Source organism: Kosakonia sp. SMBL-WEM22, from assembly GCF_014490785.1.
Classification (GTDB): domain Bacteria; phylum Pseudomonadota; class Gammaproteobacteria; order Enterobacterales; family Enterobacteriaceae; genus Kosakonia.
In genome coordinates, this window is sequence record NZ_CP051488.1 from 2,204,869 (window position 1) to 2,227,431 (window position 22,563).

Sequence of the window (22,563 nt, forward strand, 5' to 3'; positions counted from 1 at the left end):
TGTGGGGAAACGTTTTACCACGGCCGGTAACGCGCAGAAGGCGTGCGGGTGATGCTGAAGCTGAGATGAAACAGAGGGGATAAAACAGAGAGTAACAACGAATGGTGCGTCCGAGTGGACTCGAACCACCGACCCCCACCATGTCAAGGTGGTGCTCTAACCAACTGAGCTACGGACGCACTGAAGAAGGATGGTGCGTTCAATTGGACTCGAACCAACGACCCCCACCATGTCAAGGTGGTGCTCTAACCAACTGAGCTATGAACGCAATGTTGTGGTTGACAACGGGGACGAATATTAGCGGCAGCCCGCAGATGTGGCAAGCGGAAAATGGCAGATTTCTTACTGAATTCACTCGATTGCGGAACAACTGAGCAAAACGCGCTGAAAGTAGCCGCCCGCAGGCGGCTATCGCGGTTTAGTGCGCCGCGCGTTGCAAAATCCGGCTCGAAGACTGACGCTGCAAATGACGCATACGCAGCATCATCATTACCGCCGCCGAGGTGAGGCCGATAATAAAGCCCATCCAGAAGCCGGCCGGCCCCATTGGTGTAACCACCAGATCCGTCAGCGCCAGAATGTAGCCGGTCGGCAGCCCCAGCACCCAGTAGGCAATAAAGGTAATAAAGAAGATCGAGCGCGTATCTTTATACCCGCGCAAGATGCCGCTGCCGATCACCTGAATCGAATCGGAGATCTGATAAATCGCCGCCAGCAGCATCAGATGCGACGCCAGCGCCACCACTTCCGGGTTGTCGTTATAGAGCAGGGCGATCTGCTCGCGCATCAGTACCGTAAACACTGCGGTAATGGCCGCCATACAGATACCAACCATCAGGCCGGTGCGCGCCGAGGTTTTGGCGTCAATCGTTGAGCCCTGACCGAGGCGAAAGCCGACGCGAATGGTTACCGCCGCCGCCAGCGACATCGGCAACACGAACATCAGCGAGCTGAAGTTCAGCGCAATCTGGTGTCCGGCAACATCGACAATCCCCAGCGGCGAAACCAGTAGCGCGACCACGGCAAACAGGGTCACTTCGAAAAAGAGCGCCAGTGCAATCGGTAAGCCGAGCTGGGTCAGCCGTTTCAGTACCGCCATATCGGGCCGTGCGAAGCGGGCGGCGTGTTTGATATCGCGCATCGCTCCCGCGTGTTTCACGTAGAGGCGCATAAAGATAAACATCACCCAGTAAACCGAGGCGGTCGCCACGCCGCAGCCAACGCCGCCCAACTCAGGCATACCGAAGCGGCCATAGATAAAGGCGTAGTTAACCGGAATATTGACCAGCAGGCCGATAAAGCCCATTACCATGCCGGGTTTGGTGCGCGCCAGCCCTTCGCACTGGTTGCGCAACACCTGGAAGAAGAGGTAGCCCGGTGCGCCCCACATCAGTGCGCGTAAAAAGTGGACCGCTTTATCGGCCATCAGCGGGTCGATATTATGCATAGTGCGAATAATATGACCGGCGTTCCACAGCACAATCATAATCAGCACCGATACGGCACCCGCCAGCCAGAACCCCTGGCTCACCTGATGCGCGATGCGATCGCGACGCCCGGAACCATTCAGCTGCGCAATCACCGGCGTCATTGCCAGTAGCAGACCGTGACCAAATAGAATCGCGGGGAACCAGATAGAGGTACCGATAGCGACCGCGGCCATATCCGTGGCGCTATAGCCCCCGGCCATCACGGTATCGACGAAGCCCATCGCTGTCTGGGCAACCTGCGCAAAAATCACCGGCAGGGCAAGTGCCAGTAATTGACGCGCCTCTGTTACATACTTCTGCACGAGAACACCTATATATTGTTGTTATAAGAGAGAATGGAAAGACTTAAGAGAAAGGAGTTATATCCTTGTGCGACAAAAAATGCCGCACTGCGACAGGTGCGACATCTGCTCAAATAGTACCTGTTAACGCCCCTTTTTGCCACGTTATCCATAAATCGAAATTATCTTTCGCCGCAAAGCGGGCTTCAGGCTGGCAAGGGGAATTTTCACCTGTTATTGTGCCAGAAGCACACGGTAATGCCGTAAGAATGAAACAGGAGTGATGATTATGTTTACGGGTATTGTACAGGGCACGGCAAAAGTGGTGTCGATTGACGAAAAACCGAATTTTCGCACCCACGTTGTTGAGCTGCCTGAAACGATGCTGGACGGGATTGAGACCGGAGCGTCCATTGCGCATAACGGCTGCTGCCTGACCGTCACCGAGATTAACGGTAGCCATATCAGCTTCGATTTAATGAAAGAGACGCTGCGTATTACCAACCTTGGCGAACTCGAAGTCGGGGATATGGTCAACGTTGAGCGCGCGGCGAAATTCAGCGACGAAATTGGCGGGCATTTAATGTCGGGCCATATTATGTCGACCGCAGAAATCGTCAAAATCCTCGCCTCGGAAAATAACCGCCAGATCTGGTTTAAAGTGCAGGATCCGACGCTGATGAAATATATCCTCTATAAAGGTTTTATCGGTATCGACGGTATTAGCCTGACGGTCGGCGAAGTGACCGCAACGCGTTTTTGCGTATATCTGATTCCGGAAACGCTGCAGCGCACCACCCTGAGTGCCAAAAAGCTGGGCCAGCGCGTCAATATTGAGATCGATCCGCAAACTCAGGCCGTTGTCGATACCGTCGAGCGCGTGCTGGCGGCAAAAGAGGCCGCTGTTGTGGTGAATGTCGTCGAGTAACCAGGCGCCACAAACAGCAAAAAGCCGCAGCGTGTTGGTTGCGGCTTTTTTGTCGGCCAAATACAGCGTTAACGTGCGACGCGCAGACCTTTCTCCACGCCGCGGCTAAATACCACCTGCCAGAGCTGAATGTCGCGGGCGCGAAACGCCCCGGCGCAGGCGTTGAGGTAGTAGCTAAACATGCGTTTAAAGCGCTCAGAGTAGTTGTCGGCAATCTCCGGCCACGCGGCAAGAAAGCGGCCATACCAGGCCATCAGCGTGCGGTCATAATCAGCGCCGAAGTTGTGCCAGTCCTCCATCACAAAGTACGGTTCGCTGGCGGTGGCGATGTGGCGCACCGAAGGCAGACAGCCGTTTGGGAAGATGTAGCGATTGATCCACGGGTCAACATTATTATCGGTCTGCCTTGAGCCGATGGTATGGAGTAAAAAGAGACCGTCCGGCTTCAGGTTTCTGTCGACCACATCAAAGTAAGTGGCGTAGTTTTTCGGCCCGACATGCTCAAACATGCCGACGGAGACGATGCGGTCAAACTGATCGCGCAGATCGCGGTAGTCCTGTAACAGAATCTCGACATCCAGCCCCGCGCAGCGCTGTTGCGCCATCTTCTGCTGCTCTGCCGAAATGGTGACGCCGACCACGCGCACGCCATAGTGCTGCGCCATAAACTGTGCCAGGCCCCCCCAGCCGCAGCCGATATCCAGCACGCGCATGCCGGGCGTTAACTGCAATTTTTCGCAGATAAGCCGCAATTTTGCCTGCTGCGCCTCGGCAAGGGTGGTTGCCTCTTTCCAGTAGCCGCAGGAGTACTGCATCGCGGGGTCGAGCATGCGGGTAAAGAGATCGTTGCCGAGATCGTAATGCTCTTTGCCGACAATCCACGCCCGCTTTTTACTCTGCAGGTTGAAGAGCCGGGCGGCGGCAATACGCAGCGTATCTTTGAGATGGTGTGGAAGCTGTTTTTCCAGGCCAGCGCGCAGCACCTGGGTGAAAAAGATATCCAGGCGGTCGCACTCCCACCAGCCGTCCATATAACTTTCGCCGAGTCCGAGCGATCCCTCCCGTAAAACGCGTTTGAAAAAATCAGGGTTTTTCACCCGAATATCTGCAGGAGCGGGACCATTAATACGAATGCCTGCGCGGCCCAGCAGTTCGTTTGCTATACGGAACCAGTTATCATCCCGCACGCTCACTTCTTCTATACACGATGAACTCATACCTTCTCCATCACGAATAGCGATCAGAACTCTACAAGCGTAGACGCTGGCAGAGTTTGTGAGAAATCTCACGGTTTGCACCGTGAGGCTGATATCAGACGTAGAACAGAGGAAGGGAGAGACCCTTGCCAGAAAGGCCCTCCTTGGTGATTCAGGCACGCTCCTGTGCCCGTTACTGCATAATATTTATCGTATTTATATGACAGCCGAAAATCAGTATAGGCCTCAATATGAGGTGATTCAACTTGTCGCTAATAGCGTGCTAATTACGCCATCAGCGACAGTCCCCCTGGCAACTACCCGCGCGCGGAGGAGGGCTCACGCGCCTCATCCTGCTCTTCGCCTGCCCGATGCTGCATGCCATAACCGAGCGCGGCGAGCAGCACCATGGCGAGCATCACGCTGGTGGTGGTCAGCAGCGGGGTAATGATCAGCCACGAAACAACGAGGCTTGCCAGGAAGCAGAGCCCCAGTTGCAGGGTATTCTGCAACGCCGCCGCGCGCCCCGTCGCCTGCGGGAAGGGACGCAGCGCCCGCGCAACCACGATAGGGTAAATAGCCCCGTTCGCCACCGCCATCAGGCAGAAAGGGATCATCAGCGCGGTCAGCGAGACGCCCGGAATAAAGCCAACTGCCCAGGTCGCCAGCACGCTTAGAGCAAAGCCGCTCAGTAACCACGGCAACATACGCGACCCCTGCCATTTTTGCAGCGCTGCGCGGCAGCCGTAACCACCAATCAGGAAAGCGAAGGTTTGTGGCACATAGCTCAGGCCAATTACTGACGGACCATAGCCCATCTCATGCAGGATAAACGGCGATCCGGTCAGCCAGGCAAAGAAGCTGGCGGAGCAGGCGGCGTAGATCATCACATTGCCGCGATAATCGCGGGCGCGCAGCAGATCGAGGAAGGTGAGTGCCTGCTGGTCATGCGTCACCTCTTTTACCGGCGATTTGAGGCGGAAAACCGGGATCATCAACACCACGGTGATGGCCAGCAGGGTGGCGAAAATCGCTTGCCATTCAATATGGGCCAGCAGCCAGGCACCGAGCAGCGGAGCCAGCGCCGGGGTTAAACCGACCAGCGGCATAATGGTGGCGAAAATACGGTTAACGCGGTGCGCCGGGTAGTAATCCGTCACCAGCGCCTGCCAGCTAACGGTGGCCGCACAGACGCCGACGGCCTGTACAAAACGCAGCACCAGAAGCCAGGTAGCGTCACGCACCCAAATCGTTCCGAGGCAGCCGAGGGCGAAAATAGCGAGCCCAGTCAGCAGAATTGGCTTGCGACCATAGCGATCCGACAGCGGCCCCCACAGCAGCTGCGCCACCGCGAATCCGGCCAGGAAGAGGCTCAGCGAGGCGCTGATCACGGCGGGAGAGGTGTTTAAATCTTGCTGAATCGCGCTGAAAGCGGGCAGATACATGTCGGTGGCTAAAAAGCCCAGCACGCTTAACCCCCCGAGCCAGACTAAAAATCCTTTGCCAGGTTGCATTCTCTTTTCTCTTTAATTGCAGGTAATCAGGGTGGGGAAGTGTAAGGAGTGCTTTCCTGGTTGTGAAACGCTAATATTTGCATGTTGGTTTCAAAAATTTTGCAGGCAAAATATGTGGTCAGAATACTCTCTTGAAGTGGTGGATGCCGTAGCGCGTAATGGCAGCTTTAGCGGCGCAGCGCAGGAGCTGCACCGCGTGCCCTCAGCGGTGAGCTACACCGTGCGTCAGCTGGAGGAGTGGCTGGCGGTGCCGCTGTTTGTGCGCCGTCACCGCGACGTAGAATTAACCCCCGCCGGGGTCTGGTTTTTAAAGGAGGGGCGATCTGTTATCAAAAAAATGGTGATCACCCGCCAGCAGTGTCAGCAGATCGCCAATGGCTGGCGCGGGCAGTTGCCGATTGCTGTCGATAACATTGTGAAACCCGCCCGCACCCGGCAGATGATTGTCGATTTTTATCGCCACTTCAGTGATGTCGAGCTGGTGGTCTACCAGGAGGTGTTTAACGGCGTCTGGGATGCGCTCGCCGATGGCCGCGTTGAACTGGCGATTGGGGCCACGCAGGCGATCCCGGTCGGTGGCCGCTATGCCTTTCGTGATATGGGCACCCTGAGCTGGAAGTGTGTCGTCTCACGTCAGCATCCGCTGGCGCAGCTCAACGGTCCGTTAAGCGATGAGACGTTGCGCAACTGGCCATCGCTGATCCAGGAGGATACCTCCCGCTCGCTGCCAAAGCGTATTACCTGGCTGCTGGATAACCAGAAACGGGTGATGGTGCCAGACTGGGCCTCGTCGGAAGCGTGCCTGTCGGCGGGGCTTTGTGTAGGGATGGTGCCAGCCCATTTTGCCCGGCCACGGCTTGATAGCGGCGACTGGGTGGCGCTTGAGCTGGAAAACCCGTTTCCGGATGCCGCCTGCTGCCTGACATGGCAACAAAGCGAGGCGTCGCCTGCGCTGAACTGGCTACTGGATTATCTGGGCGACAGTGAAACGTTGAATAGAGAGTGGCTGCGGGAGCCGGAGTAAGGCTCCCGCGGGAAGGGATTAACGGCGGTAGTCGCGGAAGGGGCCATCGGCCACCGAGCGGCGCTCCACCAGGCGCGGATGCACTTCAATCGACTGCGACTGTTCGCGCTTGTTCACAATGCGATCGAGCAGCATGGTGAAGGCCGTTTCACCCAGCGAGTCTTTCGGCTGATGAATCGTCGTCAGCGCCGGGGTGAAGAAGCGTGAGTTGCGCACGTTGTCATAACCGATGACGGAGATATCCTGCGGCACGCGCAGCCCCATCTCATCGGCGGCGCAGAGCGCGCCCATCGCCATAATGTCGCCGCCGCAGAAGACCGCGGTCGGGCGCGAGGACTGGCCGAGGATCTGCTGCATGGCGCGGTAGCCGGATTCCGGCTCAAAGTCCCCCTGCACAATCCAGTGCTCGGGCACGTTGATCATCGCCTCGGTCATCGCCTTCATAAAACCGGCCAGACGACCTGCGCCAGTGTTGCGCTCCAGCGGGCCCGGGATCACGCCGATGTCGCGATGCCCGCGCTCAATCAGGTAACGGCCGGCCATATAGCCGCCTTCAAAAGCGTTATCAATCACCGAATCAGTGAAGTCTGCTTTCGATTCTCCCCAGTCCATCACCACCATGGGAATATGACGATACTCCTCCAGCATGGTGAGTACGGTTTCCGGGTACTCCGAGCACATCACCAGCAGGCCATCGACACGTTTTTGCGCCATCATCGACAGGTAAGCGCGCTGCTTCTCCTGGCTGTTCCACGCGTTGCCGAGGATCAGGGTGTAGCCCTTCTGGAAACACTTCTTCTCAACCGCTTCGATGATTTCGGCGAAGTAGGCCGCTTCACTGCTGGTCGCCAGCAGACCAATCGATTTGGTGTGATTCACTTTTAGGCTGCGGGCGACGGCGCTTGGCGAATAGTGCAGCTCTTTGATTGCCGCCCAGACGGCGTTGCGCGTCTCTTCGGCGACGAAACGGGTTTTGTTAATTACATGTGATACGGTTGTAGTGGAAACGTTTGCTCGTTTCGCGACATCTTTAATCGTTGCCATCAGATATTACTCCAGACCATATCGTAAGCTCCTGATAATTCGCAAGGTAAACGTTTGCCTTTAATCACCCTGAACTCATCAAAGTGAGTGCGGTACGCCGGGAAAACGACACTGGACGTCAGGAGGGGAGTCAATGGCCGGTACGCTAATAAATTTAGCGTCGAATTTTGGCTGATCTTGAGCAAAAGGGGAAGTATTAAAACGTTTATGCTGCCAAATCGCGCAAGATTTTTCAGAAAATTTGTGCAAAAATGCGCAGGCTCACTTTTTGTGGGGAAATTAAATGGAGAAAAATTGATGAGCACCGATCTTAAGTATTCACTCTTCACCACCGTCATCGTTCTGAGCCTGATTGTTTTCGGCGCGCTGACCGCTGCACTGCATTGATCTGATGCGAGGGAGAGCCCTCTCCCTCGATTCTTGCGCCACCATTGTTCCTCGTTGCGCAATTAACTTTTCTCCTCCCGCTCACTTCTGTTTTTTGTGACAGCTGTCATACTTTTGCCTTTTCGCGGCCTGGCTGAGGGTCGCATGTTCATTTCGGAGTCAAAAGATGAAAATAAATTTCCCCCTGCTTGCGCTGGCGATTGGCGCGTTTGGGATTGGGACCACCGAATTCTCCCCGATGGGATTACTGCCGGTGATTGCGCAGGGCGTTGGGGTTTCCATTCCAGCGGCGGGGATGCTGATCAGCGCCTACGCCATCGGCGTTATGGTGGGCGCGCCGCTGATGACGCTGTTACTTTCTCATCGTGGCCGTCGCAATGCGCTGATTTTCTTAATGGCGATTTTCACCGTCGGCAATGTGCTCTCCGCCATTGCGCCGGATTACGCCACCCTGATGATCGCCCGTATTATCACCAGCCTTAATCACGGCGCGTTCTTCGGGCTTGGCTCGGTGGTCGCCGCAAGCGTTGTCGCGAAAGAGAAGCAGGCCAGCGCGGTGGCAACGATGTTTATGGGGCTGACCATCGCCAATATTGGCGGAGTGCCCGCCGCCACCTGGCTTGGGGAAACCATCGGCTGGCGCATGTCCTTTATGGCAACCGCCGGGCTTGGGGTGATCTCCATGGTTTCGCTCTTCTTCTCCTTACCGCAAGGCGGTGCGGGCGCGCGACCCAATGTGCGCAACGAACTGGCGGTGCTGATGCGCCCACAGGTGCTGACGGCGCTGCTGACTACGGTGCTCGGTGCCGGCGCAATGTTCACTCTTTACACCTACATCTCGCCGGTGTTGCGCACGCTGACCGACGCCACGCCGGGGTTTGTCACCGCCATGCTGGTGCTGATTGGCGTTGGTTTTTCTATGGGTAACTATCTGGGCGGGAAACTGGCGGATCGCTCAGTAACCGGTACCCTAAAAGGGTTTTTGCTGCTGCTGATTGCGATCATGCTGGCAATCCCGCTGCTGGCACGCAGCGAGATCGGCGCGGCAATCGCCATGGTAGTGTGGGGCGCGGCAACCTTCGCGGTGGTGCCACCGTTGCAGATGCGCGTGATGCGCGTTGCCCATGAAGCTCCGGGGCTGTCGTCATCGGTCAATATTGGCGCATTTAACCTGGGTAATGCCCTTGGCGCGGCGGCAGGCGGCGCGGTGATCTCCGGCGGCCTCGGTTACACGTTTGTTCCGGTGATGGGGGCGATTATTGCCGGGCTGGGGCTGCTGCTGGTGCTCTTCTCCGGGCGTAATTCAGCGTCGCGCGTCTGTGCCGCAGCGGAGTAAGGCGAAGTAACACCTGCCGCGAGAGCGGCAGGTGGGAGAGGGGATTAGCGAATGGTTTTCGGCGTCACAACGCGGCGCGCACCAACATAGTGGCGCTGCCAGTAATCTTCGCTTAATGAGGTAACCTGAATATCCTGGCCGCTACGCGGTGACTGGATAAATTTGCCGTTACCAACATAAACGCCAACATGATCGGCCGTGCCACGACCCTGAGTGCGGAAAAAGACCAGATCGCCGCTCTCCAGCTCGCGCAGGTTAACCGGCGAGGCGTCACGCAGGTGATACATCTCATTGGCGGTACGCGGAATACGGAACTTCACCAGATCTTTGTAGGCGTAATAAACAAGCCCACTGCAATCAAAACCGGTTTTCGGCGAAGAGCCGCCCCAGTGGTAGGGTTTACCAAGCTGATTCATCAGCTTCGACATCGCGGTTTTTTGCACTTTTTGCACGCGCAGTTTATGCACGTCAGCCAGCGTGCGGGTCTGGCTGCTTTTCACTTTAATACAGTGCGGCTTGTGGCCTTTGCGCGGCGTACACTTCTCAGTCAACGTAACGGATGCTGTTTTCAGTGAGCCTGAAGTTTTACGACGCGAGGGAGTTTTAGCGGTTTTCTGCGGGGTAGCGCTGCTTTTCTTTTTGGTCGAGGTTTTATTTTTTGCGGTTTTTTTACTGCTGGCTTTTTCTGCCGAAGTGCCACTGCTTTTCTTTACTGTTTTGGTAGAACCGTTTTTTTTCTTACGTTCGGATGCTTTCGCCAGATGTGTTTTTTGCACGGCCGAGGCTGGCGCTTGTTCAGAAGCGCTCGCTAATGGCGTGAAAGACAACGTGGTGAACAACAAAGCACAGAGCGTGATTGAAGCTTTTGGTATCCGCGCCACTGAGCAATCCCCTGTTAGGGCAGGCATCTATAATGCTTGCGTATGATTTAAAAAACTCGTCGATTCTAATCTATAAAAAGCCCAAACGTTAATACTGTTTTTGCATCTGTAGCGTCGTTTCGTTAACAAGCGCAAAAAAAGGAGCAAAACGTTTCGCTAAAAGCCGATTTTTCGCCGCCTGAACCATGGCGAGTTGGCTCAAATCACCTTTACCTTATCGTGCCTGTAACACCTTAAATCCGCGCGGTGAATAAAATGTTATTTTCCGAAGTAAGCCTGACCCGCTACAATGTCCGATCTCTGCCGTAGAAGAAGTTGAAGGAAGCAAAGACAATGAGTGAGACTCTTGAAAAAATTCAGCGCCAGATCGCTGAGAACCCGATTCTGCTGTACATGAAAGGCTCGCCGAAACTGCCAAGCTGCGGTTTCTCCGCCCAGGCCGTTCAGGCGCTCTCTGCATGCGGCGAGCGTTTTGCCTATGTGGATATCCTGCAAAACCCGGATATCCGTGCCGAACTGCCAAAATACGCAAACTGGCCAACCTTCCCGCAGCTGTGGGTTGAGGGTGAGCTGGTTGGCGGCTGCGATATTATTATCGAGATGTATCAGCGTGGTGAATTGCAGCCGCTGATCAAAGAGGCCGCAGCGAAGTATAAAGGCGTACCGGACGCCGAATAACCCGGCGTTATCGGCTCTGCCTTGAAAGGGCTCATGTTTCGACATGAGCCCTTTTTTATTGCCTGTCACCTGCTCGCGGCGCGTTGACTTAACCTAAATCATTGGGTATTACTGTATGAATTTCTAATGTAACTAATTGTTAATTATCCTATTTTAATGATTTTCATAAACCCAGGCATGCTTTTTCTGACGAAGAGCTGTGAACAGGATTGCCTTAATTCAGGATGAATGATGAAAAAAATAGACAAGATAATTGCGTCGATGACGCTTCTCTTTGCTTTTTCAGTCACGGCGCAGCAGCAGCCGCTGGTAAGCAAGGAGGATGTGACGACCACTATCTCACTGGGCACCCTAAGCGGAACGGCGAAGGAGCGGGTCTACGATACCGATGAGGGCGGACGCAAACTCAGCGAGCTTGACTGGCGCTATCGTCACGCTGTCGTGGTGCAGGGCTCTATCGAGTGGCCGGTGCAGTCATGGCTCACTTTCGGTGCGTCCGGATGGGCAACCGTCGCGCACAGTGGCAGCAAGATGGATGATTACGACTGGCAGCAGGCTTCACAATCCCGATGGACTGACCACAGCTCTCACCCTCATACGTGGCTCAATTTTGCTAACCAGTGGGATCTCCATCTGACGGGGTGGCTCGTTCACCAGCCTGGCTGGCGGCTTGGCGTGATGGGCGGCTATCGGCAAAGCCGTTCCAGCTTCTCTGCACACGGCGGTACCTTCAGCCGTAATAATGGCGAAAAAGTTGGCCATTTCGATGATGTGAAAGTACTCGGATATTCACAGCGCTTCAACGTACCCTATGTTGGCCTTACCGGTCATTATCGCTATGGCAATGTTGAAGCAGGAACCAGTCTGAAATATAGCCGCTGGGTAAGTGCGCAGGCGACAGACCAGCACTACTTACGCAGCATCACCTTCCGGGATACAACCCGGCACCAGCAGAGTTTTTCCCTTTCGGCTAACGTCGGCTATTACGTCACGCAGCAGGTAAAGCTCTATCTGGAAAGCACATGGGACCGGACGTTAAACAAAAAAGGGACCAATACCGCCACCTTCTCTCAGGAGGGTACCTATGCGCGTGCCGCTTTCAAGGATAGCGCCGGGATAGAACACTCCGCGCTGCTCACCACCGCCGGACTGGTCTACCACTTTTAATAAAAAACCGGTCAACAGACCGGTTTTTTTTCAGGCTTCTGAATCGACTTCTGGCGTCGGCAACGGCCAGCCGCCAAGCCGCTTCCAGCGGTTAACGATTTCACAAAACAGCTGTGCGGTCTGCTCCGTGTCATACAACGCCGAATGTGCCTGCGTAGCGTCAAAAGCGATTCCGGCGGCCGCACAGGCTTTAGAGAGCACGGTCTGACCGAGCGCCAGCCCGCTTAATGAGGCGGTATCAAAAGTCACAAAAGGGTGAAACGGATTACGTTTCAGCGCCGCACGCTCGGCGGCGGCCATCATAAAACCATGATCGAATGTCGCGTTATGCGCCACCATGATGGCGCGGTTGCAGTTCTGGTCTTTCATCCCTTTGCGCACCAGTTTGAAAATGGCATGCAGGGCATCATATTCGCTCACCGCGCCGCGCAGCGGGTTGGTCGGGTCGATGCCATTAAATGCCAGCGCTTCCGGCTGCAGATTAGCTCCTTCGAATGGCTCAACGTGAAAGTGCAGGGTGCTGTCAGGCATTAGCCAGCCTTGCTCATCCATTTTTAACGTAACGGCGGCGACCTCCAGCAGGGCGTCGGTTTTGGCGTTAAACCCGGCGGTTTCAACATCGATTACCACAGGGTAAAAACCGCGAAAACGGTCGCACAGAGCAGTCAGTTGAGCATTATCGGACATCAGGATCTCTTGATAGGAAAAAAGGGCAGCGCATTATGGCAAATTTTACGGAAAGAAGTAAAACAGCGGGCGCATTGCGCGCCCGGGGAGATCAGTGACCCAGACCGCGTCCGGCGTCTTTCTCTTCAATCAGTTCGATTTTGTAACCGTCCGGATCTTCAACGAAGGCGATAACCGTGGTGCCGCCTTTAACCGGGCCAGCTTCACGGGTGACGTTGCCGCCGTTTTTACGGATCGCTTCGCAGGACTCCGCCGCGTTTTCAACGCTCAGGGCGATGTGACCATACGCCGTGCCCAGCTCATAGCTGTCGACACCCCAGTTGTAGGTCAGCTCAATGACCGCTTCTTCGCTCTCATCACCGTAACCGACAAAAGCCAGCGAATATTTGTACTCCGGGTTTTCGCTGGTGCGCAGCAGTTTCATGCCCAGCACGTTGGTGTAAAAGTTGATTGAGCGTTGCAGGTCGCCGACGCGCAGCATGGTGTGAAGTAAGCGCATAATATCCTCTTTTATGAATGCGTTAACGTTCCAGTTCGAAACACGGTTTTAGTATAGCGGCCGATCCGGGCCGCTATCAAATCTCAATCCGCTTCTTAAAGAGAAGGGTAGTCGGTATAGCCTTCCGCGCCGCCGCCATAGAAGCTTTCCGGGCGCTGCGGGTTGAGTTCTGCTTTCAGCTGCAGGCGTTTGACCAGATCCGGGTTGGCAATATAGGCGCGGCCAAAGGCCACGGCATCAATCAGCCCCTTATTTATCAGATCTTCCGCTTTCTCAACGCTGTATGCGCCCGCGCCGATAATCGGGCCGTGGAAGCGCGCACGCACTTTTTCACGGAACGTTTCGCTGTAGGGCTCGCCGCCCGCCCAGTCCGGCTCGGACATGTGCAGGTAAGCGATACCGCGTTTACCCAGCTCTTCAATCAGGTAGAGCGCGTCAGCTTCTTCGTTCGGGCCGTTGTCGGTGTTCTGGAAAGAGCCGATGGGCGAGACGCGAATACCGATGCGATCGGCGCTCCACTCTTCACACACGGCGTCAATCACTTCCAGCACCAGGCGCGCGCGGTTTTCAACGCTGCCGCCATACTGGTCGGTACGCTGGTTAGCAGAAGGCGAGAGGAACTGGTGCAGCAGGTAGCCGTGGGCAGAATGCAGCTCAACCAGATCAAAACCGGCTTCGCGCGCGTTGGCGACAGCCTGGCGGAAATCATTAACGATACCGGGGATCTCATCGGTCTCCAGTGCGCGCGGCATAGAGGTATCTTCACGCGTGGCGTTGCCATTTTCATCTCGCAGAGAGGTACGGGTACCCGCGCTGATCGCTGACGGCGCAACCGGTGCGGCACCGCCCGGCTGTAAGCTGCTGTGAGAGATACGGCCGGTGTGCCACAGCTGAACCGCAATGCGGCCATCATCGCCATGCACTGCCTCGGTGATCTTTTTCCAGGCGGCGATCTGCTCATCGCTGTGCAGACCCGGCGCACCCGCATAGCCTTTGGCCTGGGCGGAGATCTGCGTCGCTTCACTGATAATCAGCCCGGCGCTGGCGCGCTGGCGGTAGTACTCTGCCATCAGCGGCGTCGGCACATCGCCCGGTTCAATGCTGCGCAGGCGCGTCAGGGGCGCCATCAACACGCGGTTCGGTACGGTAATGGCACCGACTTTCAACGGCGTAAATAATTTACTGGACATAAACAACTCCTGAATAGACCGGTCGACTAGTAAAAGGTGAAATAAAAAGCCTGATGTTATTCAGGCCGGGTAATGATCTGTTGCGCATGCGCCAGCGCGCTCTCCAGCGGCACGGCACTGCGCGAAATTTTTGCCTGCAGGTTTGCGCCGAGCCACAGGGCATATAACACCTGCGCCTGGGAGCGCGCTTCGCCTGCAAAGACGAGGCTCTTCTCCTCGCGTCCCTGTTCCAGCGCTTGCGCGAGCAGGGCGATAATCCCGCGCGCGCCGCTGTCCATCGCCGTGCGCATATCTTCCGAGAGATCGCACACTTCCGCCGAGAGTTTAACGGTCAGGCAGCCGCTGATGTGACCCTGCTGGCAAAACTGATGCAGCGTCTCCTGATAATAGGCCAGCAATCTGTCGCGCGCCGTGCCCGGGCCCTGGGCAAAATGGTTCGCCAGCCGCTGGTGGTAACCGGCGTAGTAGCGCTCAAGCAACGCCACGCCAAACGCCTCTTTCGAGCGAAAGTAGTGGTAGAAGGAGCCTTTTGGCACTTCCGCTGTTTTCAGTAATTCGCTTAACCCCATGCCGGTAAAGCCGCGATGCATACAGAGCTGCTCGCCAGTGGCCAGGAGGTGTTCGCGTGTATCGTGTTCAGAATTCTTGCGCATCGACACACTCTAGCGGGCGAACTTTGTGATGGCAATTGGCGAACAATGCGTTTTTAACAGTTGCGCAATATCTCGCCGCGGTCTTGAATGTAGAGAAAGCCTGCATCTATGGAGCGTCCATTGCCTGAACAACTGGAGTTTTTCCCGGTCCAGAGTCCCTGTCGCGGCATCTGTCAAACAGATGAGCGCGGCTTTTGCCGTGGCTGTATGCGCAGCCGCGATGAGCGCTTTAACTGGCAAGCGATGAGCGACGCGCAAAAGCAGGAGGTGCTGCGCCTCTGCCGCCAGCGCTGGCAGCGTAAATTGCGCGCAATGCGTGACCAGCCCCCGGAAGAACCTGATCAACCTTCGCTGTTTTAAGGGCAAAAATGGGTATACTCGGGGCAAATTACCTTCGAGGAAACTATGATGGTTCAGCGTATTGCCCTTGCGCCGCAAGGTCCTGAGTTCTCACGTTTTGTGATGGGTTACTGGCGTCTGATGGAGTGGAACTTTACCCCGCGCCAGCTGGTGAGTTTTATTGAAGCCCATCTCGACCTTGGCGTTACCACCGTCGATCATGCCGATATCTATGGCGGCTATCAGTGTGAAGCCGCGTTCGGCGAAGCCCTCAAACTTGCCCCGCATCTGCGTGCGCGCATGGAGATAGTCACCAAATGTGGCATCGCCACTACCGCGAAGCCGGAAAACGCGCTCGGTCACTACATCACCGAGCGCGATCATATTATTCGCAGCGCCGAGCAGTCGCTGGTCAACCTGGCGACCGACAATCTCGATCTGCTGTTGATCCATCGCCCGGACCCGCTAATGGATGCTGACGAGGTTGCCGAAGCTTTTTTACAACTGCATCAGAGCGGTAAAGTGCGTCACTTTGGCGTCTCCAACTTTACGCCTGCGCAATTCTCCCTGCTGCAATCGCGCCTGCCCTTTATGCTGGTGACCAATCAGGTGGAGATCTCGCCGGTTCATCAGCCGCTGCTGCTTGACGGCACCCTCGATCAGCTTCAGCAGCTGCGCATCCGCCCGATGGCGTGGTCCTGCCTGGGTGGCGGGCGCATCTTCAGCGATGCCGACTGCCAGCTGCTGCGCGATGAGCTGCACAAGGTGGCAACGGAGCTGAATGCCGAAAACATCGAGCAGGTGATCTACGCCTGGGTGTTGCGTTTACCCTCTGCGCCGCTGCCGATCATCGGCTCCGGCAAAATTGAGCGCGTACGTTCATCCCTTGGCGCGCTCAATCTACAGATGTCCCGCCAGCAGTGGTTCCGCATCCGCAAAGCGGCGCTCGGCTACGACGTGCCGTAAGCTAACGCTATGACCTCCCGGTGAAATGTGCCGCTCTGGCCTACACTTACAGAGAGAAAACAATCCAACGGAGGTCATATGAAGCGTTTTAGTCTGGCAATGCTGGCTCTGCTCACCTGTGCGGGTGCGCAGGCCGCCAGTGAAGAAGTGCAGATGAACCTCGTCACCGCAGAGGGCGTCGGGCAGTCCGTCGGTAGCGTGAAGATCAGCGAAACCGATAAAGGGCTGGCGTTCGCGCCCGATCTTAACGCCCTGCCGCCCGGCGAGCACGGTTTCCATGTCCACGCCAAAGGCAGCTGCGAACCAGCAATGAAAGAGGGCAAGCCCTCTGCTGCAGAAGCGGCGGGTGGTCATCTTGATCCTCATAACACAGGCAAGCACGAAGGGCCGGAAGGGGAAGGCCACTTAGGCGACCTGCCGGTGCTGGTGGTCAATAATGATGGCAAAGCGACTGATGCCGTCGTCGCGCCGCGCCTGAAAAAACTCGATGAGGTGAAAGGCAAGGCGCTGATGATCCACGTCGGTGGCGATAACATGTCCGATCAGCCAAAACCCCTCGGCGGTGGCGGAGCGCGTTATGCCTGCGGCGTAATTAAGTAACCGGCTCGCTGATCGTACCTGGTGCAGGCGCGTTTTCCAGCTGGGCAAGCGCGCAGTAGAGACGCCAGATTAGCGAGGCGAGTTCCCGCGCGGCGGGCTGGTGATGCTGACCCAGCGCTGCGCAAATCCGCTCTAACTCTGCGAGCGTGGCGTTCAGCGATCGTTGCTGCACGCCGCGCTCACTCATCACATCCCGCAGTAGCCCAATCGCGCGATCCCGCACCCGGCTTAGCGGATCGGAACGGGTTTCCCAGCCGCGCAGTTGCCACACCACATGCGAGCAGTTGAGCAGCACCACGCCCCAGCGCAATAACCAGCGCCGCGCCAGCGCATCCTGGCTGTTACTGAGCTGGCTAATGTGGTGATAGACGACCGACTCATAGTGGTGCTCATTGAGCCTCGGCGCGCGGCTCAACTGATCAACGAAATGGCGGCGCAGGGCGCGAATATGGCGACGGCTTTTGCGCGCATCCGACCCCGGTCGTAGCACCGCAAAGGCGAGCCAAGCCAGCGCCACGCCGAGCAGTTTTGCCAGGTCGTCATTAAGAAAATCGGCAAAATCAAACACCGGCGGGTTGCTCACCGCAATAAACGATCCCATAAAGACAATCAGCTGCCCCCACAACCCGGCGCGCTTCGGCATCTGAAGCTTGAGCAGTTGCAGGGTGGTAAGCAGCGGAAAGAGAAACAGCAGGAACAGCGCCAGTGCGTTTATTTGCACCATCAGGCCAAACTTCACTACAAAGCTAAACAGTGTCAGCAGGGCAAGGGTACGCAGCAGCAGGGTTAAAGAGTTAAACGGCGCGGGCGAGACGGAGTAGAGCACGCAGCTGATCGCCGCCAGTGTCAGCGCAGCGGAGCCATGCTCCCACTGTGCGTTGATGCTCCATGCTCCGACCATCATCAGCGCGACAACGGTTCGTAGCCCGCTCCACAGCGCCTCGGCGTTATCGATATCACGCATCAGCGTAGGGCTTTGCGGGGGCAGCGCTTCGCTTACTGGCGAGGGGTTTTCCAGATGACGTAACCAACGGCTGCTGGCCAGGTATAAACGACAGAAGTAGCGCAGCCGCTCCCAGAAAGCACGATGGCGATAATCAGCGTCCGGCGTGGGTGCCAGAGGGGCGATAGTGCGCGCGATCGTTAGCGCATCGGCGCGGGGATGGGCTAATTCTGCCAGCAACTGCTCAAGCACCGGGCGTAGCGTGGCGGGTGCGTCCGGCCAGTTGAGCATCATTCGCCGCAGGCTCGAGATGACGCTGGTCAGACGGAGCTGCTGATGGAGTAGCCAGGTGAGCACCCGGTTTTGACGGCGAAAGCGATAGTGGCTCCAGAAAGCCTGAATGCGCAGCAGGTTGGTGGTGAGGATCTGCCCAATCACGCTCTCATGGGCGCTGCGAATGGCGTCGTTTGTTTCCACCTGCCAGAGCAGGCTGGCGTGTTCCAGCAGGCGGGCATGCATCTTTTTTAGCGCAGCAAGCAACGTCGGGCCATCGGCGGTGCCGGGCAGGATCATCATCATCATGCCGCCGCAAAGGATACCGAGGATCACCTCGCAGACGCGCGCCTGGGCGATATCCCACAGTTCGGTAATTTCAGTGATATTGGTCATCGCAAACGCAATGATGGCAGCGGTGTAGCCTGCCAGCTGAAAAGCGTAGGCGACATTATTGCTGAACTGGGCGCAGGCCCAGGTGCAAAAGCCTATCCAGCCCGCCATAGCGAAGAGAAAAAGCCACGGATCGTTGAGGGTTTGCCCGGCGATGATCAATGCAGCGCATGCGCCAAGCAGGCTACCAGCAATGCGCCCGAGGCTTTTGCTGATCACGCCGCCCACGGTGGGAAAACTGACCACCGCCGCCGAAGTCATCGCCCAGTAGGGCTCATCAAGGTTAAGCGCGTAAGCCAGCGTCAGCGCCAGGCACATGGCTATGCCATTACGCAGCGCGTAGCGCCACTGACCACCGGTCGCCTTAACCCACGGCAGGTTTTGCCACAGCGGCGCCAGCCTGTTCACGGCTGCTCACTGATGGTCACGGTGCAGGTGGTGCCCGCCACCAGCGTTATTCCCTGCGGCAGGGCATCAAACTGAATGCGTACCGGCACGCGCTGCGCCAGCCGCACCCACGGAACGGTGGGTTTGATATCCGCCACAAGGCCACTGTCGGCCTCCACGCTCTGATCGTAAATGGCGCGGCCTATGCTGGATACGTGACCCTGTAACGTTTGGTTGCTGCTGTAGAGCACAATCTGCGCGGCAGCGCCTTCACGAATGTGGCGCAGTTTCGTCTCTTCAAAATAGCCAACGACATAAAACGAGTGGCTATCCACTAGCGCAAATACCGGCTGACCGGCAGTGGCGTAGTTGCCGGTGCGCGCCGAGAGGTTGGTTACCCAGCCATCGACCGGCGCAGTAACGCGGGTTTGCGCCAGCTGCCACTTCGCCTGATTGAGTTGCGCCATGGCGACAGCGACGTCAGCCTGGGCGGCTTTGACGCCAATGTTGGCGGTGTCGAGATCTTCGGCCGAAATGTAGTTATGGGAGAGGTGGCGGCGACGATTAGCTTCGTTATTGGCTTTTGCCAGCTCGGTTTGCGCCTTCGCCAGCTGCCCTTCGGCATTCACCACCGCAATGTTATAGGGTGTATCGTCAAGCTGAAACAGCACATCGCCTGCGTGAACGTACTGGTTATCTTTCACCGCCAGCTGGCGAATGCTGCCGGAGACCTGCGGCGTAATGCTCACCTGTTCGGCGCGAACTTTGCCATCCCGTGTCCAGGGCGACTGCATATAGACGTTCCACATCCACCAGCCTGCGACCAGCGCAATCGCCACGACTAATAACGTAGAGAAATACTTAAGCGAATTAAGCCGCATCATTACCACACCATCAACAGGGCGAGCGCCAGGCTCAGTGCAATCACAAAAAGGGAGAGGTCCATCAGCATCGGGTGCCAGATGTTGCCCGCGTAGATCCCGTCGCGCAGCAGGCGGTGCGCCAGCAACCAGATGAAAAAGCCCAGCATCACGGCTTTGAAGAGCGGCGGGAAATAGACCGAGGCACCAAAGATGAGATCCTGGAAGGGTAAATCGGGAGAACTTGAGGTTAACTTCACGCGTTACAGTCCTGTTTAAGTGAGTGCGACAGCGCGCGGAAAGCGGCCCGGCACAAGCCCTGACGGGGCAAGCAATATATTTGTTTTACCAATATAAATGCTGCAAACTATTCTAAAATGAGTATAATAACTTAGCAAACTAATTATAAGGAGATGAAATTGGAATCGCCATTAGGTTCTGATCTGGCACGCTTAGTGCGCATTTGGCGTGCTTTGATTGACCATCGCCTGAAACCTCTGGAATTAACGCAGACACACTGGGTGACGCTGCACAATATTCATCAGTTACCGCCCGATCAGTCGCAAATTCAACTGGCAAAAGCGATCGGCATTGAGCAGCCTTCACTGGTGCGCACGCTCGATCAACTGGAAGAGAAGGGGCTGATTTCTCGCCAGACTTGCGCCAGCGATCGGCGGGCAAAACGCATTAAATTGACTGACAAAGCGTCGCCTATCATCGATCAGATGGAGACGGTCATTCGTAAGACCCGGGGGGAAATTTTATCCGGGTTCTCTGCGGAGGAGCTTGAGATGTTGATTAAGATGATCGCCCGGCTGGAGCACAATATTACTGAGCTCCAGTCGCGAGACTGAAAGCAAAAAGCCTTGCAATCGCAAGGCTTTTTTTATGCCCGTTGCCGGGCAGGCTTAGGCGGTCACAGCATGACCGCACTCGCTTATGATTAACGCGGGGAAACGGTAATTTCGCGGCCATTGCTCGCCATGACGACGCGCTGACCTGCCACATACTGGGTTTTACCCTGTTTCTGCACCACCATAATGGTGTTGCCGTCATCTTTACGAATTTCCAGCTCTACGCCCTGGGTTTTGTTCATTGCACCCTGAGCGGATTGACCCGCAACGCCACCGGCGACTGCGCCTGCGGCCGTTGCCAGCGAACGGCCTGCGCCGCCGCCGATGGTGTTGCCCAGGAAACCACCCAGTACGGCACCGCCCAGCGCGCCGATAACATTGCTGTCATCACCGCCCTGAATCTGCACCGGACGAACGTTAACCACGGTGCCGTAAGTGACATTTTGCACCTGTTTGGCTTCGGATGCAGAGTAGACGTCGCCGGAGAGCGAGTCGTTATTCACACACCCAGCCAATGTAAAACCAACCAGCGAAACTGCCAGTGCACGTAACATCATTTATGAATCTCCTGTTCACCATGAAACGCCCTTGCGAGCATCCGTCATGGCTAAATTATATGGCATATTCGCGATGCCACTCGAATCTTCAGCCAATTCCCGAAAAAAATGATACACAAAGCGCGATCAACCCGATCTAAACGAAGCGATTATAAGCGCACTTCACGCTATTTTCACTTAAGCAAAATGGTGAGGATTGTTAAAAAGTGTTTGCAGTCGATGGCGTAAACGGACGCTTTATGGTGGAGTGGAGCCTCTCTGTCATGCATGAAAGGAAGGGGTATGAAATCAGGTCGCTATATTGGGGTGATGTCGGGCACCAGTCTGGACGGGGTGGATGTGGTGCTGGCCGCCATCGACGACACCATGGTCGCGCAGCAGGCAAGCCTGACCTTTCCCATTCCGCTGCCGCTAAAAGAGGGGATCCTCAACATCTGTCAGGGGCAGCAACTGACCCTTTCACAACTCGGTCGCCTGGATACACAGCTCGGTCAACTCTTTGCCGATGCAGTGTTAGCCCTGATGGATAGAGAGCAGCTTATTGCACAAGATATTGTGGCGATTGGGTGTCATGGCCAGACCGTCTGGCACGAGCCAACGGGCATTGCGCCGCATACGTTGCAAATTGGCGATAACAACCAGATCGCCGCACGCACCGGCGTGACGGTAGTTGGCGATTTTCGTCGCCGCGATATGGCGCTCGGCGGCCAGGGCGCGCCGCTGGTGCCCGCCTTTCATCACGCGCTGCTCGCGCACCCGGTTGAGCGGCGCATGGTACTCAACATCGGCGGTATCGCCAACCTCTCTCTTTTGATCCCTGGTCAGCCAGTCAGAGGTTTCGACACCGGGCCGGGCAATATGCTGCTTGATGCGTGGATCTGGCGTCATCAGGGCAAACCTTATGATGATAACGCGCAGTGGGCGAGCGAGGGCAAAGTGATCCTGCCGCTGCTGCAAAGCATGTTGAGCGACCCCTATTTTGCCGAGCCGGCACCGAAAAGTACCGGGCGGGAGTATTTCAATGCAGGCTGGCTGGAGCGCCATCTTGTTCACTATCCGGGGCTTGCCGCCTGTGACGTACAGGCGACGCTGGTGGAGCTGACAGCAATCACCATCTCTGAACAGGTGCTGCTAAGCGGCGGCTGCGAGCGCCTGTTGGTGTGCGGTGGCGGCAGCCGCAATCCACTCTTGATGGCGCGCCTGGCAAGCCAGCTTCCCGGTATTGAAGTGGCCCCGACGGATGATGCCGGGATCAGCGGCGACGATATGGAAGCGCTGGCTTTTGCGTGGCTTGCCTGGCGTACGCTTGCCGGGTTGCCGGGCAACCTCCCTTCGGTAACCGGGGCAGCTGCGCCAACGGTGCTGGGGGCTATCTTCCCGGCTAATCCTCGGCAGAATCAGAGTTAACCGCATTTTACTTCAGGGGTACGCCGCTA

The 22,563-nt window shown here is 56.5% G+C and carries 24 protein-coding genes and 2 tRNA genes; 11 read left to right on the forward strand and 15 right to left on the reverse strand.

The features are described 5' to 3' along the window. Nucleotides 1-102: 102 nt before the first annotated feature. The 3 genes from HF650_RS10445 to mdtK form a co-directional block, all read right to left on the reverse strand. Nucleotides 103-179, reverse strand: a tRNA-Val gene (locus tag HF650_RS10445). A 12-nt stretch (nt 180-191) separates the two neighbouring features. After that, a tRNA-Val gene (locus HF650_RS10450) sits at nt 192-268 on the reverse strand. Nucleotides 269-418: 150 nt separating this feature from the next. Beyond that, nucleotides 419-1,792: an MdtK family multidrug efflux MATE transporter gene (gene mdtK / locus HF650_RS10455; protein WP_187802296.1), complete on the reverse strand. Its 1,374-nt coding sequence runs from the start codon at nt 1,790-1,792 to the stop codon at nt 419-421. Between the two features lie 268 nt (nt 1,793-2,060). Between mdtK and HF650_RS10460 the strand changes: the two genes are divergently transcribed. Then, nucleotides 2,061-2,699 carry a riboflavin synthase subunit alpha gene (locus tag HF650_RS10460; protein ID WP_187802297.1) on the forward strand — a complete coding sequence of 213 codons (639 nt, stop codon included), beginning with the start codon at nt 2,061-2,063 and terminating at the stop codon, nt 2,697-2,699. Nucleotides 2,700-2,767: 68 nt separating this feature from the next. On the opposite strand, the gene cfa is transcribed toward HF650_RS10460, so the two are convergent. Next, the gene (gene cfa, locus HF650_RS10465; protein WP_187802298.1) at nt 2,768-3,916 is read right to left on the reverse strand and encodes a cyclopropane fatty acyl phospholipid synthase; all 1,149 of its coding nucleotides are present in this window, start codon (nt 3,914-3,916) and stop codon (nt 2,768-2,770) included. Between the two features lie 296 nt (nt 3,917-4,212). Continuing rightward, nucleotides 4,213-5,409, reverse strand: coding sequence for a purine nucleoside transporter PunC (punC, locus tag HF650_RS10470; protein ID WP_187802299.1), 1,197 nt, complete (start codon nt 5,407-5,409; stop codon nt 4,213-4,215). Between the two features lie 112 nt (nt 5,410-5,521). Here punC and punR point away from each other — a divergent pair, with 112 nt between their 5' ends. Then, a complete protein-coding gene (gene punR, locus HF650_RS10475; protein ID WP_187802300.1) occupies nt 5,522-6,433 on the forward strand; it encodes a DNA-binding transcriptional activator PunR in 912 nt (303 codons plus the stop codon). 18 nt (nt 6,434-6,451) lie between these two features. Here punR and purR read toward each other — a convergent pair whose 3' ends face one another. Then, complete coding sequence (gene purR / locus HF650_RS10480; RefSeq protein WP_187802301.1) at nt 6,452-7,477, reverse strand: HTH-type transcriptional repressor PurR; 1,026 nt, start codon at nt 7,475-7,477, stop codon at nt 6,452-6,454. Between the two features lie 297 nt (nt 7,478-7,774). Here purR and HF650_RS10485 point away from each other — a divergent pair, with 297 nt between their 5' ends. Beyond that, nucleotides 7,775-7,864, forward strand: coding sequence for a YnhF family membrane protein (locus HF650_RS10485; protein WP_094192965.1), 90 nt, complete (start codon nt 7,775-7,777; stop codon nt 7,862-7,864). A 166-nt stretch (nt 7,865-8,030) separates the two neighbouring features. Then, the gene (locus HF650_RS10490) at nt 8,031-9,200 is read left to right on the forward strand and encodes an MFS transporter (RefSeq protein WP_187802302.1); all 1,170 of its coding nucleotides are present in this window, start codon (nt 8,031-8,033) and stop codon (nt 9,198-9,200) included. Nucleotides 9,201-9,244: 44 nt separating this feature from the next. Here HF650_RS10490 and HF650_RS10495 read toward each other — a convergent pair whose 3' ends face one another. Then, a complete protein-coding gene (locus HF650_RS10495) occupies nt 9,245-10,081 on the reverse strand; it encodes a C40 family peptidase (RefSeq protein ID WP_187802303.1) in 837 nt (278 codons plus the stop codon). 333 nt (nt 10,082-10,414) lie between these two features. Between HF650_RS10495 and HF650_RS10500 the strand changes: the two genes are divergently transcribed. After that, the gene (locus HF650_RS10500; RefSeq protein ID WP_023481856.1) at nt 10,415-10,759 is read left to right on the forward strand and encodes a Grx4 family monothiol glutaredoxin; all 345 of its coding nucleotides are present in this window, start codon (nt 10,415-10,417) and stop codon (nt 10,757-10,759) included. A 228-nt stretch (nt 10,760-10,987) separates the two neighbouring features. Beyond that, nucleotides 10,988-11,926 (forward strand): omptin family outer membrane protease, encoded by a 939-nt coding sequence (locus HF650_RS10505; protein ID WP_187802304.1) that lies wholly within the window; start codon nt 10,988-10,990, stop codon nt 11,924-11,926. 30 nt (nt 11,927-11,956) lie between these two features. On the opposite strand, the gene rnt is transcribed toward HF650_RS10505, so the two are convergent. The 4 genes from rnt to HF650_RS10525 form a co-directional block, all read right to left on the reverse strand. Continuing rightward, nucleotides 11,957-12,613: a ribonuclease T gene (gene rnt / locus HF650_RS10510; RefSeq protein ID WP_187802305.1), complete on the reverse strand. Its 657-nt coding sequence runs from the start codon at nt 12,611-12,613 to the stop codon at nt 11,957-11,959. Nucleotides 12,614-12,704: 91 nt separating this feature from the next. Continuing rightward, nucleotides 12,705-13,112, reverse strand: coding sequence for a lactoylglutathione lyase (gloA, locus tag HF650_RS10515; RefSeq protein WP_023481879.1), 408 nt, complete (start codon nt 13,110-13,112; stop codon nt 12,705-12,707). A gap of 95 nt (nt 13,113-13,207) precedes the next feature. Beyond that, complete coding sequence (locus HF650_RS10520) at nt 13,208-14,302, reverse strand: alkene reductase (protein WP_187802306.1); 1,095 nt, start codon at nt 14,300-14,302, stop codon at nt 13,208-13,210. A gap of 56 nt (nt 14,303-14,358) precedes the next feature. Beyond that, the gene (locus tag HF650_RS10525) at nt 14,359-14,955 is read right to left on the reverse strand and encodes a TetR/AcrR family transcriptional regulator (protein WP_187802307.1); all 597 of its coding nucleotides are present in this window, start codon (nt 14,953-14,955) and stop codon (nt 14,359-14,361) included. A gap of 108 nt (nt 14,956-15,063) precedes the next feature. Between HF650_RS10525 and HF650_RS10530 the strand changes: the two genes are divergently transcribed. From HF650_RS10530 to sodC, 3 genes are all read left to right on the forward strand, one after another. Next, nucleotides 15,064-15,315, forward strand: a complete 252-nt coding sequence (locus tag HF650_RS10530; RefSeq protein ID WP_187802308.1) for a DUF1289 domain-containing protein — start codon at nt 15,064-15,066, stop codon at nt 15,313-15,315. A gap of 48 nt (nt 15,316-15,363) precedes the next feature. Next, a complete protein-coding gene (locus tag HF650_RS10535) occupies nt 15,364-16,260 on the forward strand; it encodes an aldo/keto reductase family oxidoreductase (protein ID WP_187802658.1) in 897 nt (298 codons plus the stop codon). 78 nt (nt 16,261-16,338) lie between these two features. Beyond that, nucleotides 16,339-16,860: a superoxide dismutase [Cu-Zn] SodC gene (gene sodC, locus HF650_RS10540; RefSeq protein ID WP_187802309.1), complete on the forward strand. Its 522-nt coding sequence runs from the start codon at nt 16,339-16,341 to the stop codon at nt 16,858-16,860. On the opposite strand, the gene HF650_RS10545 is transcribed toward sodC, so the two are convergent. From HF650_RS10545 to HF650_RS10555, 3 genes are read right to left on the reverse strand one after another with little or no spacing between them, the layout of a single operon-like run. Next, nucleotides 16,853-18,877: an FUSC family protein gene (locus tag HF650_RS10545; RefSeq protein ID WP_187802310.1), complete on the reverse strand. Its 2,025-nt coding sequence runs from the start codon at nt 18,875-18,877 to the stop codon at nt 16,853-16,855. The genes sodC and HF650_RS10545 overlap by 8 nt on opposite strands. Continuing rightward, nucleotides 18,874-19,737, reverse strand: a complete 864-nt coding sequence (locus HF650_RS10550) for an HlyD family secretion protein (protein WP_187802659.1) — start codon at nt 19,735-19,737, stop codon at nt 18,874-18,876. The genes HF650_RS10545 and HF650_RS10550 overlap by 4 nt, the downstream gene beginning before the upstream one ends. Before the next feature lie 2 nt (nt 19,738-19,739). Further along, nucleotides 19,740-19,976: a DUF1656 domain-containing protein gene (locus HF650_RS10555; RefSeq protein ID WP_187802311.1), complete on the reverse strand. Its 237-nt coding sequence runs from the start codon at nt 19,974-19,976 to the stop codon at nt 19,740-19,742. A gap of 153 nt (nt 19,977-20,129) precedes the next feature. Between HF650_RS10555 and slyA the strand changes: the two genes are divergently transcribed. After that, nucleotides 20,130-20,570 carry a transcriptional regulator SlyA gene (slyA, locus tag HF650_RS10560; RefSeq protein ID WP_054802850.1) on the forward strand — a complete coding sequence of 147 codons (441 nt, stop codon included), beginning with the start codon at nt 20,130-20,132 and terminating at the stop codon, nt 20,568-20,570. A gap of 89 nt (nt 20,571-20,659) precedes the next feature. Here slyA and slyB read toward each other — a convergent pair whose 3' ends face one another. Continuing rightward, the gene (gene slyB / locus HF650_RS10565) at nt 20,660-21,127 is read right to left on the reverse strand and encodes an outer membrane lipoprotein SlyB (RefSeq protein ID WP_023481629.1); all 468 of its coding nucleotides are present in this window, start codon (nt 21,125-21,127) and stop codon (nt 20,660-20,662) included. A 282-nt stretch (nt 21,128-21,409) separates the two neighbouring features. Between slyB and anmK the strand changes: the two genes are divergently transcribed. Further along, complete coding sequence (gene anmK / locus HF650_RS10570; RefSeq protein WP_187802312.1) at nt 21,410-22,534, forward strand: anhydro-N-acetylmuramic acid kinase; 1,125 nt, start codon at nt 21,410-21,412, stop codon at nt 22,532-22,534. The last annotated feature ends 29 nt before the right edge of the window (nt 22,535-22,563 follow it).

Excerpts from the sequence above, each read along its gene's own strand:
- slyA (WP_054802850.1), top strand. The coding sequence starts at position 20,130 with ATGAAATTGGAATCGCCATTAGGTTCTGATCTGGCACGCTTAGTGCGC.
- slyB (WP_023481629.1), bottom strand. The coding sequence starts at position 21,127 with ATGATGTTACGTGCACTGGCAGTTTCGCTGGTTGGTTTTACATTGGCT.
- HF650_RS10525 (WP_187802307.1), bottom strand. The coding sequence starts at position 14,955 with ATGCGCAAGAATTCTGAACACGATACACGCGAACACCTCCTGGCCACT.
- HF650_RS10485 (WP_094192965.1), top strand. The coding sequence starts at position 7,775 with ATGAGCACCGATCTTAAGTATTCACTCTTCACCACCGTCATCGTTCTG.
- HF650_RS10535 (WP_187802658.1), top strand. The coding sequence starts at position 15,364 with ATGGTTCAGCGTATTGCCCTTGCGCCGCAAGGTCCTGAGTTCTCACGT.
- sodC (WP_187802309.1), top strand. The coding sequence starts at position 16,339 with ATGAAGCGTTTTAGTCTGGCAATGCTGGCTCTGCTCACCTGTGCGGGT.
- HF650_RS10460 (WP_187802297.1), top strand. The coding sequence starts at position 2,061 with ATGTTTACGGGTATTGTACAGGGCACGGCAAAAGTGGTGTCGATTGAC.
- HF650_RS10550 (WP_187802659.1), bottom strand. The coding sequence starts at position 19,737 with ATGCGGCTTAATTCGCTTAAGTATTTCTCTACGTTATTAGTCGTGGCG.
- rnt (WP_187802305.1), bottom strand. The coding sequence starts at position 12,613 with ATGTCCGATAATGCTCAACTGACTGCTCTGTGCGACCGTTTTCGCGGT.
- punR (WP_187802300.1), top strand. The coding sequence starts at position 5,522 with ATGTGGTCAGAATACTCTCTTGAAGTGGTGGATGCCGTAGCGCGTAAT.
- HF650_RS10530 (WP_187802308.1), top strand. The coding sequence starts at position 15,064 with ATGGAGCGTCCATTGCCTGAACAACTGGAGTTTTTCCCGGTCCAGAGT.
- purR (WP_187802301.1), bottom strand. The coding sequence starts at position 7,477 with ATGGCAACGATTAAAGATGTCGCGAAACGAGCAAACGTTTCCACTACA.
- HF650_RS10520 (WP_187802306.1), bottom strand. The coding sequence starts at position 14,302 with ATGTCCAGTAAATTATTTACGCCGTTGAAAGTCGGTGCCATTACCGTA.
- punC (WP_187802299.1), bottom strand. The coding sequence starts at position 5,409 with ATGCAACCTGGCAAAGGATTTTTAGTCTGGCTCGGGGGGTTAAGCGTG.
- gloA (WP_023481879.1), bottom strand. The coding sequence starts at position 13,112 with ATGCGCTTACTTCACACCATGCTGCGCGTCGGCGACCTGCAACGCTCA.
- cfa (WP_187802298.1), bottom strand. The coding sequence starts at position 3,916 with ATGAGTTCATCGTGTATAGAAGAAGTGAGCGTGCGGGATGATAACTGG.
- HF650_RS10500 (WP_023481856.1), top strand. The coding sequence starts at position 10,415 with ATGAGTGAGACTCTTGAAAAAATTCAGCGCCAGATCGCTGAGAACCCG.
- HF650_RS10490 (WP_187802302.1), top strand. The coding sequence starts at position 8,031 with ATGAAAATAAATTTCCCCCTGCTTGCGCTGGCGATTGGCGCGTTTGGG.
- anmK (WP_187802312.1), top strand. The coding sequence starts at position 21,410 with ATGAAATCAGGTCGCTATATTGGGGTGATGTCGGGCACCAGTCTGGAC.
- HF650_RS10505 (WP_187802304.1), top strand. The coding sequence starts at position 10,988 with ATGATGAAAAAAATAGACAAGATAATTGCGTCGATGACGCTTCTCTTT.